Source organism: Pseudomonas sp. FP2294 (genome assembly GCF_030687625.1).
Lineage (GTDB): Bacteria > Pseudomonadota > Gammaproteobacteria > Pseudomonadales > Pseudomonadaceae > Aquipseudomonas > Aquipseudomonas shahriarae.
Window position 1 is genome coordinate 1,422,892 of record NZ_CP117441.1, and the last position, 18,752, is coordinate 1,441,643.

Sequence of the window (18,752 nt, forward strand, 5' to 3'; positions counted from 1 at the left end):
GCTGCCTGCGATGACTGACAGTCTGCCGATATCTCTGTTGGCAGACACACCGCAATCGCAGGCAAGCCAACGCCTATATTTAAATGGTGTCCGGCTGGCGGTTCCAATGGCGGAATAACGGCTCCGCCAGGAACAGCACAAACAACAGCCGCATCACCTGCATCGCCGTTACCAACGGCACCGACAATTGCAGGGTCTCAGCCGTCAAACTCATCTCGGCAATCCCACCGGGCATCATCCCCAGCGTCAGCGAGCGCAGATCCAACTGCGTCAATGCACTCAAACCCACCGCCGCAAAGGTCGCGATCAGCATGCTCAGCAGTGTGCCAACCACCGTGCGGCCCATGAACGACGGTGCCCGTCGGAAGAACTGCCGGTTGAAGTGGCAACCCAGGCCACTGCCGATCAACCATTGGCCGATCTGGCTGCCACCCTCTGGCAGGCCGATGTGCAAATCCCAGGTGATACTGGCGACGGCACTGACCAGTAACGGCCCGAACAACCAGGGGTTGGGTTGGCGCAAGCGTTGCCAGCCCCAGGCCACCAGCGCGCCAATGGGAAACAGCAGGGCCAGCCAGGCCCAATCCACAGGCGCCGGGTGAAACTGTGGTGCGCCGCCGCCCAGTAAATACTTGAAGATTGCCGGCACACACAGCACCACCAGCAACACCCGTAGACTCTGGCCAGCTGCCACGCGACTGAGCACCGCGCCATTGCGTGCGCCCAGGTTGACCATCTCCCCGGAACCGCCCGGCATGCTTGAGAAAAACGCAGTGGCGCGATCTTCACCGCTGCGGCGCATCAACCACACGCCGACAATGCTCGACAGGCTGGTGACCAGCGCGCCGAAGAAGATCAGGCCAAAGTGGCTCATCACCTGTTCGATCACCACCGGGGTGAAGTGCAGGCCGATACCAATGCCCACCACCCACTGCCCGCATTTGCGCCCGCCGGGAATCTCGCCCAACTGCCAGGGCGTCAGGCAGCGCACCAGGATGATCGCCAGCAACGAGCCGACCATATACGGCAAAGGCCAGCCGACCAGGCTGGCCAGGTAACCGCCGGCCAGGCCGACCAGCGGTGTTCCCCACCATTGTCTAAGGGTGACCTCAGACATCGGCTACGGCACGACGCTGCAACGCGCGCTTGCGCCAGATACGCAGCAATGGCACGAGCAGCATGATGGCGGTCAGTACCCAGACGCCCAAAGTGATCGGGCTCGACCACAGAATTTCCAGGGTGCCATTGGAAATCGACAATGCACGCCGCAGGTTCTGCTCCATCAGGCCGCCGAGGATAAAGCCCAGCAGCAGTGGCGACAGTGGGAAGTCCAGCTTGCGCAGGATGTAGCCGAAGATGCCGATGGCGATCATCAGGAACAGATCGAAGGTGGTGGCGTGTACGGCATAGACGCCAATCGCGGTGATGATCGCGATCACCGGCACCAGTGCCCAGTTCGGCACGGCAAGGATGCGGGTGAAGATGCGGATCATCGGGATGTTGAGGACCACCAGCATGATGTTGGCGATAAACAACGAAGCGATCAGGCCCCAGACAATGTCCGGTTGCTGTTGGAACAGCAGCGGGCCTGGCGTGATGTTGTACAGCGACAGGGCGCCGATCATCACCGCCGTGGTGCCCGAGCCCGGAACGCCGAGGGTCAGCATTGGCACCATGGCACCGCAGACTGAAGCGCCGATGGCGGTTTCCGGGGCGGCCAGGCCGCGCATGTCGCCTTGGCCGAACTTGCCGCTGGCGCCCGCGATACGTTTTTCGGTCATGTAGGCCACGGCCGAGGCCATGGTCGCGCCAGCACCTGGCAATACGCCGATGATGAAGCCCGATACACCGCAGCGCAGGTTCACGGTCAACACCGACAAGGCTTCCTTGACGTTGAACATCATGCGCCCGGTGGCCTTCACCGCTTCCTGGCCACGGTGGGTTTTTTCCAGGAGCAGGAGGATCTCACTGATGGAGAACAGACCCAGGACCAGGACCACGAACTGGATACCATCGGTCAGATGGATGTTGTCACCGGTAAATCGGTAGACACCGCTATTGGCATCAATGCCGACGCAGGCAAGGAACAGGCCGATCAACGCCGAGACAAAGGTCTTCAGTGGCTTGTCACCGGCCATGCCGCCCAGGCAGACAATCGCAAACACCATCAGTACGAAGTATTCCGCAGGTCCGAAGGCAATCGCCCATTTGGCCAGCAGCGGGGCGAACAGCACCATGCCGCAGGTGGCGATAAACGCACCGATGAACGAGCTCCAGGCTGAGAGCGACAGCGCCACCCCAGCCATGCCTTTGCGGGCCATTGGGTAGCCGTCGAGGGTGGTCATCACGGTGGAGGCTTCGCCCGGGATGTTCAGCAGGATCGAGCTGATCCGGCCGCCGTATTCGCAGCCCAGGTACACGGCTGCCAACAGGATCAGTGCCGATTCGGGCGGCAGGCCCAAGGCAAATGCGATGGGGATCAACAACGCCACGCCGTTGATCGGGCCCAGGCCCGGCAACAGGCCGACGACGGTGCCGATCAGGGTGCCACACAGCGCGGTCACCAGGTTATAGGGGCTCAGCGCGACGCCGAAACCCTGGCCCAAATAGCCAAAAGTATCCATATCAGTTCTCCAGAACGTCGAGCAGACCGAGGGGCAGCGGTACGTCCATGGCTTTATCGAACAGCAGATAAAGACCGACGCTCATCAAGGTGATGATCACCACGCCGGGCAACCAGCGCCCTCCATACAGCCGTGCCATCGGAATACCAATCAGCATGCTGCTGAGAATGAAACCCAGAGATTCGAAAGTGCCGGCAAACACCAGCAGCAAGCTCACGCAGATCCCGATCTTAATCAGGGTCGGGCGGTCCAGCGGCGGTTCATCGTCAGTGTGTTGGGTCGGTTGCGGACGAATCAGCATGTAGGTCAGAGCCAGGCCCATCAGCCCGAGCAACAGCAGTGGGAAGGCCCGAGGCCCTACTGGCTCGTAGGAAAAGGCCGCCTGATAGGGCCAGGCCATAAGCGCCAGGCCGATACACACCAGTAACAGCACTGCGGCGAAAATGCGTTGTAAGAGCATGTAGAACTCCTGGGCCACGCCCCCGATTCAAAGGGGCGTGGCCGCGCGACAGGGGGGCGATTACTGGATCAGGCCGAACTCTTTGGCCAGCACTTTGTAGTCAGCCACCTGTTTCTTCACGTAGGTGTCCAGTTCCGGTCCGGTCAGGGCGAACGGGAACAGCTCGCGCTGGTCACGCAGCTTGGAGAACTCTTCGGAGGCCAGCAGCTTGTCGAACGCAGCCTTCCACCAGGCGTAGTCTTCATCGCTGACTTTTGGCCCGAGGTAGAAGCCCCGTACCACTGGCCAGACGATGTCGTAGCCTTGCTCTTTGGCAGTCGGAATATTCTTCATTTCCGGCTCGTCCAGGCGCTCTTCGGAGAACACCGCCAGCAGGCGCATATCGCCGCTGAGGATGTGTGGCATGGAGTCGGAGATATCGGTACTGCCTACCTGGATGTGACCACCGAGCAGGGCAGTGGCGATTTCACCGCCGCCTTCGAGGGCCACGTAACGCAGGTCACGCGGGTTGATCCCGGCAGCCTTGGCGATCAGTGCGGTCTGCATCCAGTCCTGGCTGCCGACTGTGCCGCCGGAACCAATTACCACTTTGCTCGGATCTTTCTTCAGGGCCTGTACCAGATCATCGAGGCTCTTGTAGGGCGAATCGGCTTTCACCGCAATCGCGCCATAGCTGGTGCCGACGGCGGCCAGCCATTTCACTGCGCTTTCATCAAATCGACCGAATTTGCCCTGGGCCAGGTTCAGCAGCGAACCGCTGGACCAGGCCACCAGCGTGCCGGCATCGGCGGGGCGCTGGGCGACGACGGCGTTGTAGGCCACCGCGCCCACGCCGCCGGGCATGTAGGTCACGCGCATCGGCTTGCTCAGTAGCTTTTCGTTGACCAGTGCGCTTTGCACCAGCTTGCAGGTCAGGTCAAAACCACCGCCGGGGGAGGCCGGTGCGATGCATTCCGGGCGCTTGGGTTCTTCGGCTGCCAGCAGTTGGCCGGCAAACAGCATGCAGCCGGCGGCCAGGGCAAATTTACGCAGGGATGAGGACATGGGGAACTCCGTCATTGTTGTTATTGGGGATATGACTTGCAGGGTTACCACAGCGCGACGCTGTAACTGACCAGCACGCGCACTTCGTCTGCGTCCCGTGCCGAATAGTTGGAGCGGTAAGTGGCGTTACGCAGGCGTACGGCCACATCCTTGAGGGTGCCGCTTTGCACCACGTATTTGATCTCGGTGTTGCGTTCCCACTCTTTGCCGGTGTCGCCGTTCTTGAGTTGGATATTGTCACCGGACAGGTAGCGGCTCATGAAGCTCAGGCCGGGAATCCCCAGCTTGGCGAAGTCGTAGTCGTAGCGAGCCTGCCAGGAGCGTTCTTCGGCGCCGGCAAAGTCGTTGATCTGCACAAAGTTGACCAGGTACGGGTCGCTGCCATCCACATACGGGAACGCGCTATCGCCGGACATGTGCTGGTAGCCGGCGCTCAGTTTATGGCCGTTGAGGGCGTAGCTGAAAAGGCCGTTGAGGGATTTGTTATCAATGCTGCCGCCGCGCGCGCTGCCGGTGTCATCACTGATGGCCAGGCGCAGGTCGGTACCGAAAGTGCCGGGACCCATCGGAGTGGAGGCGACCACACCGAGGAAGTGCTGGCGGTACACGTCGTCCAGTTGGGCGAAGTGATAGCTGCCGGTGACCTTCTCGGCAAACTTGTAGTCCACGCCACCAAAGTTGAAGTGCTTGCCGGTGGCTCCGCCGACGAAGCGGCCGTTCTTGTTGTTGAGGGCGATGTCCTCGTAGTTGCTGTCGTCGCGGTCCTTGGCCTTGTCCAGGCGGCCGCCGGTGAACGTCAGCTGCTTGAACTCCTTGGAGGTCAGCAGGCCGCCGTTGAACGTCTGCGGCAGGATGCGTCCGTCGTTGGCCTTGAGGATTGGCAACTCAGGAATCAGCGAGCCGATTTTCAGCTCGGTAGCCGAGATTTTCACTTTGCCGGTCAGCCCCAGTTTTGAGTACTCGTCAGCGGCGCGGCCATCATCGTGGGTGGGCAGCAGGCCGCTGCCGGTGCGGTCCGGGCTGGAGTCGAGCTTGACCCCGAGCATGCCCAGCGCATCCACGCCAAAACCGACGGTACCGTCGGTGTAGCCCGATTGCAGGTTGAGCATGAAGCCCTGGGCCCATTCGTCGCGTTTGGATTGCTGGGCGCTGGTACCGTCGCGAAAGTCGCGGTTGAAGTACATGTTGCGGGTTTCCAGGGTCGCGCTACTGTCTTCGAAGAAGGCAGCCTGGCTAAGCGGCGAAAAACCGGCAAGGGCAGCGGCACTGGCGAGGGCGGTCTGGGTCAGGCGGGAAAAACGAACAGGCGGGCAAGCCTGGGGCTGTGTCGACAGCATCGTAGAGCACTCCGTTTATTGTTCTTATAGGGCGAAAACGCTTCGAGGCGTTTTTCGGGCGCTATGGGTGAAATAGCTCGGAAGGTGTAACCGTCCGTTTCTGGATGCTAATGGGCGAACCTTTCACTAACCTTTCAACGGTCTTTCAATGTTTTCGGGCTTCACAGCACAGGCGGCGGCTGTAAACTGCGCCGCGAGTCGGTAAACAGAGGGCGGCATCGGCTGCCCCTTAACGAGGTACAAATCCATGCGTGTCCTGCTCGTCGAAGACCATTTGCAGCTCGCCGAAAGTGTCGCCCAGGCGCTCAAGAGCACGGGCTTGACGGTGGATGTGCTGCACGATGGCGTGGCTGCGGACCTGGCCTTGAGCAGCGAGGAATACGCGGCAGTGATTCTCGACGTGGGCCTGCCGCGCATGGATGGTTTCGAGGTGTTGGCACGCCTGCGGGCCCGTGGGAAAAATCTTCCGGTGCTGATGCTCACCGCCCGCAGTGATGTAAAGGATCGGGTGCATGGCCTTAACCTGGGCGCCGATGACTACCTGGCCAAGCCCTTTGAGCTGACCGAGCTGGAGGCCAGGGTCAAGGCGCTGTTGCGCCGCAGCGTGCTGGGTGGCGAGCGGCAGCAGACCTGTGGCGTGCTGGTGTATGACGTGGAAACCCGGCGCTTTACCCTCGGCGGTGAACTGCTGACCCTGACCTCTCGCGAGCAGGCGGTGCTCGAGGCGCTGATCGCCCGTCCCGGCCGGGTCATGAGCAAGGAGCAATTGGCGTCCCAGGTGTTTGGCCTGGATGAGGAGGCCAGCCCCGACGCCATCGAAATCTATGTGCACCGCTTGCGCAAGAAACTCGATGGCCAGCCGGTCGCCATCGTCACCTTCCGTGGCCTTGGCTACCTGCTGGAAGCCCGCGATGCGTAAGCACAGCAGCCTGCGTTGGCGCCTGCTGTGGAACCTGGCGCTGCTGTTGGTGGTGCTGATGCTGGCCAGCGGCCTGAGCGCCTACTGGAACGGTCGCGAGGCCGCAGACACTGCCTACGACCGCACCCTGCTGGCCTCGGCGCGGACCATCGCCGCCGGGCTGTCCCAGCGTGACGGCACCCTGAGTGCCGATGTGCCCTACGTGGCGCTGGACACTTTCGCCTATGACAGTGCCGGGCGGATTTACTACCAGGTCAATGATATTCACCAGAAGCTGATTTCCGGTTACGAACACCTGCCAGGCCCGCCGCCCGGGACGCCGCGCACCGACGATTACCCGGCCCTGGCGCGGTTCTATAACGCCAAGTACCAGGGGCAGAATGTGCGGGTGGTGAGCCTGCTCAAGGCGGTGTCGGAGCCGAACATGAATGGCATGGCAGAAATCCGCGTCGCAGAAACCGACGAAGCCCGGGTCAGCATGGCCCGCAGCCTGATGGCCGATACCCTGCTGCGCCTGGGCATGCTGGGCGTCGGGGCCCTGCTGCTGGTGTGGTTTACCGTGAGTGCGGCGCTGCGCCCGCTGGAGCGTTTGCGCACGGCGGTAGAGGAGCGCCAGCCGGATGATCTGCGGCCGCTGCCGCTGGTTGAAGTGCAGCACGAACTCGGGCCGCTGGTGCGGGCGTTGAACCACTTCACCGAACGCCTGCGCGGGCAGTTCGAGCGCCAGGCACAGTTTATTGCCGACGCGTCCCACGAATTACGCACCCCGCTGGCCGCGCTCAAAGCCCGCCTGGAGCTGGGGCTGCGTGCCGAGGAGCCGGCGATCTGGCGCAGCACCCTGGAAACGGCGGCGCAAGGCACGGATCGCTTGACCCACCTGGCCAACCAGTTGCTGTCCCTGGCACGCATCGAAAACGGGGCGCGGGCGATTGCAGAAGGCGGCGCGCAATTGCTCGACCTCAGCCAATTGGCCCGTGAGTTGGGTATGGCCATGGCGCCTCTGGCACATGCCCGTGGGGTGGCGCTGGCGTTGGAGGCGGATGAGCCGGTGTGGCTGCGGGGCGAGCCGACCTTGTTGAACGAGCTGCTGAGCAACCTGGTGGATAACGCCCTGGCCCACACGCCGTCAGGTGGCAATGTGATCTTGCGGGTGACGGCGCCGGCAGTGCTGGAAGTGGAGGATGATGGCCCTGGGATTCCGCAGGACGAACGGGATCGGGTGTTCGAGCGATTCTATCGACGTAACCAGCAGGGCGCGGGTTCGGGCCTGGGGTTGGCGATTGTCGGGGAGATCTGCCGCGCACACCTGGCCCAGATCAGCCTGCATGATGGCGAGCTGAAAGGGCTTAAGGTGCGGGTGAGTTTTATCGCTGGGTAGGGCCGTGCTTGCCACACCGACCGGTCAATAGAACATTGAGCGCGCTTCGTCCAGCTCGGTGCGCACCGCCTCGTTGAGCGGGTCGATGCGCAGCTTCCTGAATGCCGGCAAGCTCGACAGCGCAGCGTTGGCCAGCGGGTGATCGGTATTCTTGTGGCAGTACAGCACCGCCACTTGCACCAGGTCGACGTAGTCCAGGCTGGCCGAATCGCGCTCGAGGTCCTGGTAGTGTGCGGGCACATTTACCAGCATTTCCGGGAAGTCCCAGCCCCTCAGCAGCTTGTCCCCCAGCAGCGGGTGGATGCTGTCAATCACATGGTTGAGGCTGACCGGGTCGGAGAGCAGTTCATAGTGATCTTCGGCGTAGGTTAGGATCGGCAGCACACCGATCTGGTGCACCAGCCCGCCAAGTGCTGCCTGGTCCGGCTTGAGTTGGCTGTGGTTGCGGCACAGGGCGTAGCAGACGCCTGCGACTTCCAGGCTGCGGCGCCATACGTCACGCATCTTCTGTTCGACGACTTCTGAGCGGGCATGGAAGATTTGCTCCATCACCAGACCAATCGACAGGTTGCTGCTGTAGTTGGTGCCCAGGCGCGTGATGGCGGTGTGCAGGTCGGTGACCTCCTGGGTGGCGCGCAACAGTGGGCTGTTGACGACCTTGATCAGCCGCGCCGTCAGGGCGGTATCGCGGCTGATGACTTTGCTCAAATGACTGATGCTGACTTCGGGGTCTTCGGCGGCCTGACGAATTTTCAGGGCCACTTCCGGTAACGTGGGCAGAACCAGGTCATCGTTATCGATGGCCATCACCAACGCCTGTTGGACTTTTTCCGCCAGTTTATTCATTCATGCTCTCTAGGGTGCTGCAAAAGGGTACGGCGATTAGCGCTGGATCTCGCGATCACGGTCCAGTTGGTAAGGCAGGTCAAGTAACTTGAGGCCTGGGCCTTCCAGCGTGCCTAAATGCACGTTGCCACTGTCGGCTGCTTCGGCTTGCAGCACTGCCAGAAGTTCAATCCCTTCGTCGGCCCGGGCGGCGATGACTACCTCACCGATGGCGCTGTTATGGCTGGGGGCAAACAGTGGCGTGCCGGGCTCGGGCAGCGCATGGCTGTCGAGGCTCAGGCGATACAGGCGCCGCTTGAGTTTGCCCAGGTATTGCATGCGGGCGACGATTTCCTGGCCGGTGTAGCAGCCTTTCTTGAAGCTTACGCCGCCGACCGCTTGCAGGTTGAGCATCTGCGGGATGAACAGCTCGCGGGTCTGGGCCATGACCTGGCCGATGCCGGCACGAACCTGCCCCAGCAGCCAGGCATTGAGATCGCCTTCGGCAAGTGTGGCGGCCAGTTGGCTGCGCAGGGACTCGGCTTGCGCGGCGGGCGCCCAGAGTTCGGCGCGGCCCGGGGAGACGCGAATGGCCAGCAGTTCTTCATGGCGCGCCACACTGTCGGTCTCGGCCGGCAAATCCAGGCCCAGGCTGGCGAGAGCCTGATCGGCATTCACCAGACCGAAGCGGGCCCAGGTAGCACTTTCGTCCGTCAGCTTGGACTTGGAAAACACAGCGTATTTCTTCAGGTCCGCCAGTTGCGGTTCCAGCAGTTCGCTGGCCATGGCCAGCAGTACACCGTCACCTTGCAGCACGATCCGGAAGCTCGACTGCATGCGCCCCTTTTGGGTGCAGCGCGCGCCGAGGCTGGCGTGGGTGTCGTCGAGGTAATTGAGGTTGCAGGTCAGTTGCCCCTGGAGGAACTTGGCCGCGTCAGCGCCGCGAACGGCCAGGACACCTTCGTGGGACAGGGAGCAGAAGAAAGCAGAGTCAGCCATGGGTCATCGCAGTTGGAGAGTCATGAGTGCATCATAGAGGGGCGCCCGGCAAATGGGTAGTTTCATAAGCCCGACCAAAGCCGACTGTTCCGAGGGGCGTGGGCCTGTATACTTGCGCCCTATTTGAGGAGCGCTCCATGGTCGAAGATGTAGAAATCAATCGCCTGTACTGGCACAGCCGTCGCGGCATGCTGGAGTTGGATGTGTTGTTGGTACCGTTCACCAAAGAGGTGTACGCGACCCTCGATAAGGTAGACCGCGACCTCTACGTCAGGTTGCTGACCTGCGAAGACCAGGACATGTTCGGCTGGTTCATGGAACGTGCCGAATCAGAAGATCCGGAGCTGCAGCGCATGGTCCGGATGATCCTGGATCGTGTCCAGCCCAAGTAATAGCTTCGAATGCCGCTGGCAGGCCTGCGGGCTGTTGCTGGCGGCGTATCTCCTCGCACAGGTGCTTGCACTGGGTGCGCTGTGTCTGCTGGCTATACCTTTTTCGATCGCGGCACTGGGTGTGCTCGCGTGCCTGGGCCACGCCCTGTGGACGCTGCCACGCCATATTCGCTTGACCCACCGTTCGTCGGTTCGTGGCCTGCGGCGCAATGCTGACGGCTGGCAACTGTGGAGCGTAGCGCGGGGTTGGCATGCGGTGCAGTTGCGTCCCGACAGCCTGGCGTTGCCGCTGATCGTGGTGCTGCGCTACCGACTGCCGGGAGACTGGCGAGTACGCTCGGTGTGCGTACCGCGCGGTTCGCAGGCCGCCGATGTGCATCGGCGCCTGCGCGTGCGCTTGAAGTTCAGTCGCCGTAGGTGGTTGGCACCAGGATAGTGTCGAGGGCCTCTGGCAGCATCTCGGGATAATCCAGCGTGTAGTGCAGCCCCCGGCTTTCCTTGCGCGCCATGGCCGAGCGGATCATCAGTTCGGCGACCTGGGCCAGGTTGCGCAACTCGATCAGGTCGCGGCTGACCTTGTAGTTGCTGTAGAACTCGTCGATTTCATCCAGCAACAACCGCACCCTATGCTGCGCCCGCGCCAAGCGCTTGTTGGTGCGCACGATACCCACGTAGTCCCACATAAAGCGCCGCAGCTCGTCCCAGTTGTGGGCGATGATCACGTCTTCGTCCGAGTCGGTGACCTGGCTCGCATCCCAGCGGGGCAGGGCGGCCGGCACCGGGATGCGTGGCAGTTGTTCGAGGATATCGGCGGCGGCGGAACGGGCGTAGACGAAGCATTCGAGCAACGAGTTGCTGGCCATGCGGTTGGCGCCGTGCAGGCCGGTGAAACTGGTCTCGCCAATCGCGTACAGGCCGGGGACATCGGTGCGGCCTTGCTGGTCGACCATCACGCCGCCGCAGGTGTAGTGCGCCGCCGGCACCACCGGGATCGGCCCTTGGGTGATATCAATATTGAAGGCCAGGCAGCGCTCGTAGACCGTCGGGAAATGGGTCTTGATGAAGTCGGCGGGCTTGTGGCTGATGTCCAGGTAGACGCAGTCGATGCCCAGGCGCTTCATCTCGTGGTCGATGGCGCGAGCCACGATGTCCCGTGGCGCCAGTTCGGCCCGTGGGTCAAAGCGCTGCATGAAACGTTCGCCATTGGGCAGTTTGAGGTGCGCACCTTCCCCCCTGAGGGCTTCGGTGATGAGGAAGCTCTTGGCCTGGGGGTGATATAGGCAGGTGGGGTGGAACTGGTTGAATTCCAGGTTCGCCACCCGGCAGCCCGAGCGCCAGGCCATGGCGATGCCGTCCCCGCAGGCGCCATCGGGGTTGCTGGTGTAGAGGTAGACTTTGGCGGCGCCCCCTGAGGCCAGGATGGTGAAGCGCGCGCCGTAGGTATCCACTTCGCCGCTGGCGCGGTTGAGCACGTAGGCGCCGAGGCAGCGTTCACCCGCCAGGCCCAGGCGTTTCTCGGTGATCAGGTCGACGGCGACTCGTTGCTCGAGCAGTTCGATATTCGGCCGCTGCCGGGCCTGGGCGAGCAGGGTCTTGAAGATTGCGGCGCCAGTGGCGTCGGCGGCATGGATGATGCGCCGGTGGCTGTGGCCGCCTTCACGGGTCAGGTGAAACTCGAAACCGCCGTCGTCACTGCCGGCATGTTCATCGCGGGTAAAGGGTACGCCCTGGTCGATCAGCCACTGAATGGCTTCGCGACTGTGCTCGACGGTGAAGCGCACCGCGTCTTCATTGCACAGGCCGCCGCCGGCGTTGAGGGTGTCTTCAACGTGGGATTGCACCGTGTCGGTGTCATCCAGCACGGCGGCAACCCCGCCCTGGGCCCAGAATGTCGAACCGTTAGCCAGGTCGCCCTTGCTCAGGACGGCTATGCGCAGATGGCTCGGCAGAGTCAGAGCAAGGCTCAGGCCTGCGGCGCCGCTACCAATCACCAGGACATCGTGTTGAAACTGTTGGCTCATTTATGGGATTCCGCAAAAAGCGATCCGTAGGGGTGGCGCAAACAGGACGCCTGGATCGGCGAATCAAAGGGTCACACGGCCCACTAGTATATAGAGGGGGGGATCGGCACAATAGCCGGGCATTCGTGGCATTGTGAGACTACGGTGAACGAACTGCACGGTTTGATGAGGCGGTCCGGCGTCGAGGTGGGAACTTTTGTATCCACTCCGACTCCATAACAGGATGCCCGAAAGCTGGGAAAACGTTGGTTTTACTGATTGGCCTGGAGCATGGGAGCGTCAGAAAACCGGCGACAAGATTATTCACGCAGCCGGCTATGCCCGCGCTGCGTTTTTCGTGTGTGCCAAAACAGAGCCCACCGGAAACTTGCTTGAAGGGGGAGAACTTTTGCGAAAAGTCCTAGTCTATGTTTGCAAGCCTGATCGTTTAGTTATGCAAGCCTCCTTCAAGTACAACGAGGAGTGTTCATGCTAACCCAGGAAGAGGATCAGCAGCTGGTCGAGCGCGTTCAGCGCGGTGACAAGCGTGCATTTGATCTGCTAGTGCTGAAATACCAGCACAAAATTCTCGGGTTGATCGTGCGGTTTGTGCACGACACCCATGAAGCGCAGGACGTTGCACAGGAAGCCTTTATCAAGGCCTACCGTGCACTCGGTAATTTTCGCGGTGACAGTGCGTTCTACACGTGGCTGTACCGCATCGCCATCAACACGGCGAAGAACTATCTGGTGTCTCGCGGACGCCGCCCACCCGATAGTGATGTGAGTTCGGAAGATGCAGAATTTTACGATGGTGATCACGGCCTCAAGGATCTCGAGTCGCCGGAGCGTGCATTGCTGCGCGACGAGATCGAAGGCACTGTCCATCGCACTATTCAGCAACTGCCAGAAGATTTGCGTACGGCATTAACTTTACGTGAATTCGATGGTCTGAGTTACGAGGACATTGCGAGCGTCATGCAATGTCCGGTGGGGACCGTACGCTCCCGGATTTTCCGGGCTCGGGAAGCCATTGATAAAGCCTTGCAACCGTTGTTGCAGGAAAACTAAAGACAGCGGCGACAGCCAAGAGAGGAACCGCCATGAGTCGTGATGCCCTGCAGGAATCGCTGTCCGCAGTGATGGATAACGAAGCGGATGAACTGGAACTTCGTCGAGTGCTCAATGCATTTGATGATGCCGAAACCCGTGATACCTGGTCTCGTTACCAAGTCGCTCGGGCGGTGATGCACAAAGATCTGTTAATCCCTCGTCTGGATATTGCTGCGGCCGTTTCTGCTGCGCTGGCTGATGAAGCCGTTCCGGCAAAAGCTGCTCGTGGTCCTTGGCGTAGCCTGGGTCGCCTGGCAGTCGCTGCCTCCGTGACGGTGGCCGTACTGGCTGGTGTGCGCCTGTACAACCAGGACGAGATCGCCGGTGCCGAACTGGCCCAGCAAACCCAGCAGCCGGTCATGGCCGGTCCGCAGGTCAAGGGTCCAGCTGTTCTGGCTGGCTACAAGGAAAGCTCCGACGCAACGGGTCCGATGGCCAATGGCGTGCTTCAAGGGCAATCCGGCTGGCAGGATCAGCGTCTGCCAGGCTATCTGCGCCAGCACGCTCAGGAATCGGCTGTAAAAGGCACTGAAAGCGCGCTGCCATACGCTCGCGCTGCAAGCCTGGAAAACCGCTAAACCGTTAAGGAGCCTTATGCGTGCCATACCGCTCCTTGCGCTTTTGCTCAGTGGCTGGTTTGCAGTTCCCGCCCATGCCGATGAAGCCCAAGACTGGCTGAAGCGTCTTGGGCGGGCAGAGCAGCAGCAAAGCTACCAAGGTACATTTATCTACGAGCGTAACGGTAGTTTCTCTACCCATGACATCTGGCATCTAGTCCAGAATGGTCAGGTCCGCGAACGGATATTGCAGCTCGATGGATCAGCTCAGGAAGTCGTACGTGTCGATGGGCACACTCAATGTGTCAGCGGCAGCCTGGTAGCGGGTCTTGGTAACTCCCCGGGCGGTTCCGCCCATGTGCTTGATCCGCAAAAACTCAATTCTTTTTACACGCTTGCCACCATCGGCGAATCCCGTGTGGCTGGTCGTAAAGCGGTGATCGTCTCGTTGACGCCGCGCGACCAGCACCGCTACGGCTTTGAGATGCATCTGGATCGTGAAACCGCGCTGCCGCTCAAATCATTGTTGATCAATGAAAAGGGGCAGTTGCTGGAGCGTTTCCAGTTCACTCAATTGAGTACCAAAGCCCCGGATGAAAGCGCTTTGCAACCCGGCAGGGACTGCAAGCCATTGTCGGTCGCCAGCAGCAAGGCCGAGGACGTGGTCGCCCCCCAGGCTTGGCATCCGAGCTGGCTGCCGCCTGGCTTCCAGTTGGCCCGTAGCGCTTCGCGTAAGGACTCCCGGACCCATGTGGTGGTAAACAGCTTGATGTACGAGGATGGGTTGGCGCGTTTTTCGGTGTTCCTGGAGCCCGTCAGTGGCGAGGCTGCGACGGAGAGCCGGGTGCAACTGGGGCCAACGGTTGCCGTATCGCGCCGCATGAATACCCCTCAAGGCGAGATCATGGTGACGGTGGTCGGGGAGATCCCCCTCGGCACCGCCGAACGGATCGCGCTGTCGGTGCGCAGTGGCACGGCGCCCGAAAAACCGTGAGCTGTTAATCCTATGCTCATCCAGATTGTTCACAGTAATGCGGGAAGTGCCTGCCCTGCTGCACAGAACATGAAATGTCTGGAGAGTATTTTCACTTGCAAAATTTCCTTATGTTTTTTATAGGTCAGAACTTCTCGGTTCTGGCCTTGTGTTGTTCACGCAATGTTGACGTCGGTAGTAGTAGTCTCCGGCGTTTAAAGAACCTTGTCGCCCAACCCTGCTCGTCGTAACGGGAGCTGTATGTCGATACCACGTTTGAAGTCTTACCTTTCCATAGTCGCCACGGTGCTGGTGCTGGGTCAGGCCGTTACCGCGCAAGCGGCGGAACTGCCTGACTTCACCCAGCTGGTAGAGCAAGCCTCGCCTGCCGTGGTGAACATCAGTACCACGCAGAAGCTGCCGGAGCGTAAAGTCTCGAACCAGCAGATGCCTGACCTTGAAGGCCTGCCGCCGATGCTGCGGGAGTTCTTCGAGCGCGGTATGCCTCAGCCGCGTTCACCCCGTGGCGGCGGTGGCGGTCAGCGTGAAGCCCAGTCCCTGGGATCGGGTTTTATCATTTCGCCTGATGGCTACATCCTCACCAATAACCATGTGATCGCCGACGCCGACGAAATCCTCGTGCGCCTGGCAGATCGTAGTGAACTCAAGGCCAAGCTGGTCGGCACCGATCCACGCTCCGACGTGGCTTTGCTGAAGATCGAAGGCAAGGACCTGCCCGTGCTGAAACTGGGTAAGTCCCAGGATCTGAAAGCCGGGCAATGGGTGGTGGCCATCGGTTCGCCGTTTGGCTTTGACCACACCGTGACCCAGGGCATCGTCAGTGCCATCGGTCGTAGCCTGCCGAACGAGAACTACGTGCCGTTCATCCAGACCGACGTGCCGATCAACCCGGGTAACTCCGGTGGCCCGCTGTTCAACCTGGCGGGCGAAGTGGTGGGGATCAACTCGCAGATCTACACCCGTTCCGGCGGTTTCATGGGCGTCTCCTTCGCCATCCCGATTGATGTGGCCATGGATGTTTCCAACCAGCTCAAAGCCGGTGGCAAGGTCAGCCGTGGCTGGTTGGGCGTAGTGATCCAGGAAGTGAACAAAGACCTGGCCGAGTCCTTTGGCCTGGACAAGCCTGCTGGCGCCCTGGTCGCGCAGATTCAGGACGACGGCCCGGCGGCCAAAGGCGGCTTGCAGGTTGGCGATGTGATCCTGACCATGAACGGCCAGCCGATTGTCATGTCGGCCGACCTGCCGCACCTGGTCGGCGCACTCAAGGCGGGCAGCAAGGCCAAGCTGGAAGTGATCCGCGAAGGCAAGCGCCAGAACGTCGAGCTGACCGTGGGCGCGATCCCTGAAGAAGGTCAGGAGCTAGGCGCGCTGGGCGGTAAATCGGGTGCCGAGCGCAGCAGCAATCGCCTGGGCATCGCCGTGGTCGAGTTGACTGACGAGCAGAAGAAGAGCTTCGACCTCAAGAGTGGTGTGGTGATCAAGGAGGTCCAGGACGGCCCGGCCGCCCTGATCGGCCTGCAACCGGGTGATGTGATCACCCACTTGAACAACCAGGCGATCAACTCCACCAAGGAATTCACCGACATCGCCAAGGCGCTGCCGAAGAATCGCTCGGTGTCGATGCGCGTCCTGCGTCAAGGGCGTGCCAGCTTCATCACCTTCAAGCTGGCCGAGTAAGCCGCTAGCCGTAGGTCAATAAAAAGCCCCGCTCTCGATAGTCGAGAGCGGGGCTTTTTTGTGGGCGCTGGATTTAGCTCATCATGCCTTTGACGATGCGTTCCTGTTCGATCAACTCACGCTGGCGCGCATCAATGCGTGACGACAGCGGGAAGTTGCTGCCGGCCCGGCGCTTGGCAAAGTCCAGTTGCTGGATGGCCTGCTGGAAGTCGCCGACCAGCGCGAAGTACTCGGCGCGGGCTTGATGCAGGCCAATGATATTGCCGGACAGGCCGCGGGTCTCGGCCACCTGGTACCACACGTCCGGATCGTCGGAGCGCGACTTGAGCAGGCCTTCCAGGGCTTTTTCCGCGTCGGCGGTGCGGTTCTGCTTGAGCAGCAGGTCCACGCGCACCTGGTTCAGCGGGTAGTTGCTGGGGTACTGGGCCAGCATGCGGTCGGTACGTTGCTGCGCATCGGGCATGCGATTGTTGGTGATATCCAGCTCAATCTGCGCCAGGTTGTAGGTGATGTCGTTGGGTGCCTTGGCCAGCAAAGGCTTGAGGGTCTCGCGCGCCTCGTTGAGCTGGGTGCCCTTGATCTGGGCTATGGCCAATCCATAACGTGCTACATCGCTTTTCGGGTTCTCATCCAGTTGCGCACGGAAGCGCTTGGCGGCCAGCCCGGGCGTGTCTTCGTAATACAGCTGAACTCGGGCGCGAATCAGTTGATAGCGCAGGCTGTCTTCGGTGCCGCCGGTCTTGGCCTGTTCGGCGCGGTTGCGCGTATCGGCGATCCGCGATTCGGTGACCGGGTGCGTCAGCAGGAATTCCGGAGGTTTGGCATCGAAGCGGTACTGGCGCATCAAGCGTTCGAACATGGTCGGCATCGAGCGCGGGTCGTAACCGGCCTTGACCATGTTGAGGATGCCGATGCGGTCGGCCTCTTGTTCATTCTGCCGCGAGAAGCGCCGCTGCTCCTGAATCGCTGCAGCCTGGCTGCCGGCAATCGCGGCAATCCCGGCGTCACCGGCACCGGCGGCGGCCGCGATAATCCCGCCGAGCAGCGCGGCCATCATCGGGATCTGCATCCGTTGTTGGGCTTCCACGCCTCGGGCGAAGTGGCGCTGGGACAAGTGCGCCAATTCGTGGGCCATCACCGAGGCGTATTCGCCTTCGGTCTGGGCATTGAGAAACAGGCCGCCGTTGACCCCGACAATCCCACCCGGCGCGGCAAACGCGTTGAGTTGCGGGCTGTTGATCAGGATGAACTCCAGGCGCCGGTCATTGACCTGGCTGGTCTCTACCAGCTTGTAGACGCTGGTCTCGACGTAATCCTTGAGCTGCGGGTCATTGAGGACCGAGACCTGGCCGCGCAGGAACGCCAGCCATGCCCGGCCCAGTTGGTGTTCCTGTTGTGGCGAGACAATGGCAGAACTGGCGTCGCCAAGTGACGGCAGGTCGTCGGCGAAGCCTGGAGAGGCAAGCAGGCAAGCCAGCGTCAGCAGGGTAGGGCGCAAAAAAGTCATGCACAAAGCCTTTCGACAAAGACCTTACTGTAGCCGGACACTGAGCCTGGGACCAGATATTCTAAGCACCCCCTGATGCCATCCGGAGCAAAACCATGACCGCTGCTGTAAACCACGACGCTGAGCTCGATGCCAGTGGCCTCAATTGCCCGTTGCCACTGCTCAAGGCCAAGATGGAGCTCAATCGGCTGGCCAGTGGTGCGGTGCTCAAGGTGATTGCCACGGATGCCGGGTCGCAGCGGGACTTCCGCACGTTTGCCAAGCTGGCGGGGCATGTGCTGGTGCACGAAGAGGCCGACAATGGCGTCTATCGCTACTGGTTGCGCAAGGCCTGAGCCTGCGGGGAGGGGGGGCGGATTCGGCGCCCACACTGGCCGGGCTGTCTTGCCTGGCACCGATCCAATGTGGGAGCTGGCTTGCCTGCGATAGCTATCTAACTGCCACTCGCCCCATCAAGCCTTGTGCAGTGCCTGTGCCGCGGCCAATACCGCCTCCACATGCCCCGGCACTTTCACGCCGCGCCATTCCTGGCGCAGCACGCCTTCCTTGTCGATCAGGAAGGTGCTGCGATCAACGCCCAGGTATTCCTTGCCGTATAGCTTCTTCAGCTTGATCACATCAAACAGCTGGCAAACCGCCTCATCCTTGTCGCTGATCAGCTCGAAGGGGAAGGCTTGCTTGGCCTTGAAGTTTTCATGGGACTTCAGGCTGTCCCGGGACACCCCGAACACCTCGGTGTTGGCAGCCTGGAAGGCAGCATGCTGGTCGCGGAACCCCTGGCCTTCAGTAGTGCAGCCCGGGGTGCTGTCCTTCGGGTAGAAATACAGGACCACTTGCTTGCCCTTGAGCCCGGCGAGGCTGAACGTCTGCCCGCTGGTCGCCTGGGCTTCGAAATCGGCGACTGGTGTGTCGATGACTACCGCCAT

The 18,752-nt window shown here is 61.3% G+C and carries 19 protein-coding genes; 9 read left to right on the forward strand and 10 right to left on the reverse strand.

Going from position 1 to position 18,752, the window contains the following annotated elements:
• Window positions 1–79: 79 nt before the first annotated feature.
• From PSH73_RS06315 to PSH73_RS06335, 5 genes are read right to left on the reverse strand one after another with little or no spacing between them, the layout of a single operon-like run.
• Complete coding sequence (locus tag PSH73_RS06315) at window positions 80–1,117, reverse strand: AbrB family transcriptional regulator (protein ID WP_057958777.1); 1,038 nt, start codon at window positions 1,115–1,117, stop codon at window positions 80–82.
• Window positions 1,110–2,624 (reverse strand): tripartite tricarboxylate transporter permease, encoded by a 1,515-nt coding sequence (locus tag PSH73_RS06320; RefSeq protein ID WP_057439746.1) that lies wholly within the window; start codon window positions 2,622–2,624, stop codon window positions 1,110–1,112. The genes PSH73_RS06315 and PSH73_RS06320 overlap by 8 nt, the downstream gene beginning before the upstream one ends.
• 1 nt (window position 2,625) lies before the next feature.
• Complete coding sequence (locus PSH73_RS06325; RefSeq protein WP_057958778.1) at window positions 2,626–3,084, reverse strand: tripartite tricarboxylate transporter TctB family protein; 459 nt, start codon at window positions 3,082–3,084, stop codon at window positions 2,626–2,628.
• 60 nt (window positions 3,085–3,144) lie between these two features.
• Window positions 3,145–4,128, reverse strand: a complete 984-nt coding sequence (locus PSH73_RS06330; RefSeq protein WP_120732104.1) for a tripartite tricarboxylate transporter substrate binding protein — start codon at window positions 4,126–4,128, stop codon at window positions 3,145–3,147.
• Window positions 4,129–4,172: 44 nt separating this feature from the next.
• A complete protein-coding gene (locus tag PSH73_RS06335) occupies window positions 4,173–5,465 on the reverse strand; it encodes an OprD family porin (RefSeq protein WP_198799762.1) in 1,293 nt (430 codons plus the stop codon).
• A 247-nt stretch (window positions 5,466–5,712) separates the two neighbouring features.
• On the opposite strand from PSH73_RS06335, the gene PSH73_RS06340 reads away from it, so the two are divergent.
• The gene (locus PSH73_RS06340) at window positions 5,713–6,384 is read left to right on the forward strand and encodes a response regulator (protein ID WP_057439742.1); all 672 of its coding nucleotides are present in this window, start codon (window positions 5,713–5,715) and stop codon (window positions 6,382–6,384) included.
• Window positions 6,377–7,762, forward strand: coding sequence for a sensor histidine kinase (locus PSH73_RS06345; RefSeq protein ID WP_057439741.1), 1,386 nt, complete (start codon window positions 6,377–6,379; stop codon window positions 7,760–7,762). The genes PSH73_RS06340 and PSH73_RS06345 overlap by 8 nt, the downstream gene beginning before the upstream one ends.
• A 24-nt stretch (window positions 7,763–7,786) precedes the next feature.
• Here the strand turns inward: PSH73_RS06345 and PSH73_RS06350 are convergent, their stop codons facing one another.
• Together PSH73_RS06350 and PSH73_RS06355 are read right to left on the reverse strand one after the other, a co-directional pair.
• The gene (locus tag PSH73_RS06350) at window positions 7,787–8,608 is read right to left on the reverse strand and encodes an HDOD domain-containing protein (protein ID WP_057439740.1); all 822 of its coding nucleotides are present in this window, start codon (window positions 8,606–8,608) and stop codon (window positions 7,787–7,789) included.
• 36 nt (window positions 8,609–8,644) lie between these two features.
• Window positions 8,645–9,586, reverse strand: coding sequence for a folate-binding protein YgfZ (locus PSH73_RS06355; protein ID WP_057958783.1), 942 nt, complete (start codon window positions 9,584–9,586; stop codon window positions 8,645–8,647).
• Window positions 9,587–9,723: 137 nt separating this feature from the next.
• Between PSH73_RS06355 and PSH73_RS06360 the strand changes: the two genes are divergently transcribed.
• Window positions 9,724–9,978 (forward strand): succinate dehydrogenase assembly factor 2, encoded by a 255-nt coding sequence (locus tag PSH73_RS06360; protein ID WP_017736358.1) that lies wholly within the window; start codon window positions 9,724–9,726, stop codon window positions 9,976–9,978.
• Window positions 9,962–10,414 (forward strand): hypothetical protein, encoded by a 453-nt coding sequence (locus PSH73_RS06365; protein WP_057958784.1) that lies wholly within the window; start codon window positions 9,962–9,964, stop codon window positions 10,412–10,414. Before PSH73_RS06360 ends, PSH73_RS06365 begins: the two co-directional genes overlap by 17 nt.
• Here PSH73_RS06365 and nadB read toward each other — a convergent pair.
• Window positions 10,383–11,999: an L-aspartate oxidase gene (gene nadB, locus PSH73_RS06370; RefSeq protein WP_120732108.1), complete on the reverse strand. Its 1,617-nt coding sequence runs from the start codon at window positions 11,997–11,999 to the stop codon at window positions 10,383–10,385. The genes PSH73_RS06365 and nadB overlap by 32 nt on opposite strands.
• Before the next feature lie 468 nt (window positions 12,000–12,467).
• On the opposite strand from nadB, the gene rpoE reads away from it, so the two are divergent.
• From rpoE to PSH73_RS06390, 4 genes are all read left to right on the forward strand, one after another.
• A complete protein-coding gene (gene rpoE / locus PSH73_RS06375; RefSeq protein ID WP_003172477.1) occupies window positions 12,468–13,049 on the forward strand; it encodes an RNA polymerase sigma factor RpoE in 582 nt (193 codons plus the stop codon).
• 32 nt (window positions 13,050–13,081) lie between these two features.
• On the forward strand, window positions 13,082–13,669 hold the full coding sequence (locus tag PSH73_RS06380) for a sigma-E factor negative regulatory protein (protein WP_057958786.1): 588 nt from the start codon (window positions 13,082–13,084) through the stop codon (window positions 13,667–13,669).
• A 16-nt stretch (window positions 13,670–13,685) separates the two neighbouring features.
• A complete protein-coding gene (locus tag PSH73_RS06385; RefSeq protein ID WP_120732110.1) occupies window positions 13,686–14,642 on the forward strand; it encodes a MucB/RseB C-terminal domain-containing protein in 957 nt (318 codons plus the stop codon).
• Window positions 14,643–14,882: 240 nt separating this feature from the next.
• Complete coding sequence (locus tag PSH73_RS06390) at window positions 14,883–16,319, forward strand: DegQ family serine endoprotease (RefSeq protein ID WP_057958788.1); 1,437 nt, start codon at window positions 14,883–14,885, stop codon at window positions 16,317–16,319.
• A gap of 73 nt (window positions 16,320–16,392) precedes the next feature.
• On the opposite strand, the gene PSH73_RS06395 is transcribed toward PSH73_RS06390, so the two are convergent.
• The gene (locus PSH73_RS06395) at window positions 16,393–17,826 is read right to left on the reverse strand and encodes a M48 family metalloprotease (RefSeq protein WP_029299078.1); all 1,434 of its coding nucleotides are present in this window, start codon (window positions 17,824–17,826) and stop codon (window positions 16,393–16,395) included.
• Between the two features lie 95 nt (window positions 17,827–17,921).
• Between PSH73_RS06395 and PSH73_RS06400 the strand changes: the two genes are divergently transcribed.
• Entirely contained in the window at window positions 17,922–18,161 is a 240-nt protein-coding gene (locus tag PSH73_RS06400; protein ID WP_057958789.1) for a sulfurtransferase TusA family protein, read from the forward strand.
• A 117-nt stretch (window positions 18,162–18,278) separates the two neighbouring features.
• Here PSH73_RS06400 and PSH73_RS06405 read toward each other — a convergent pair whose 3' ends face one another.
• Window positions 18,279–18,752 (reverse strand): peroxiredoxin, encoded by a 474-nt coding sequence (locus PSH73_RS06405; RefSeq protein ID WP_057958790.1) that lies wholly within the window; start codon window positions 18,750–18,752, stop codon window positions 18,279–18,281.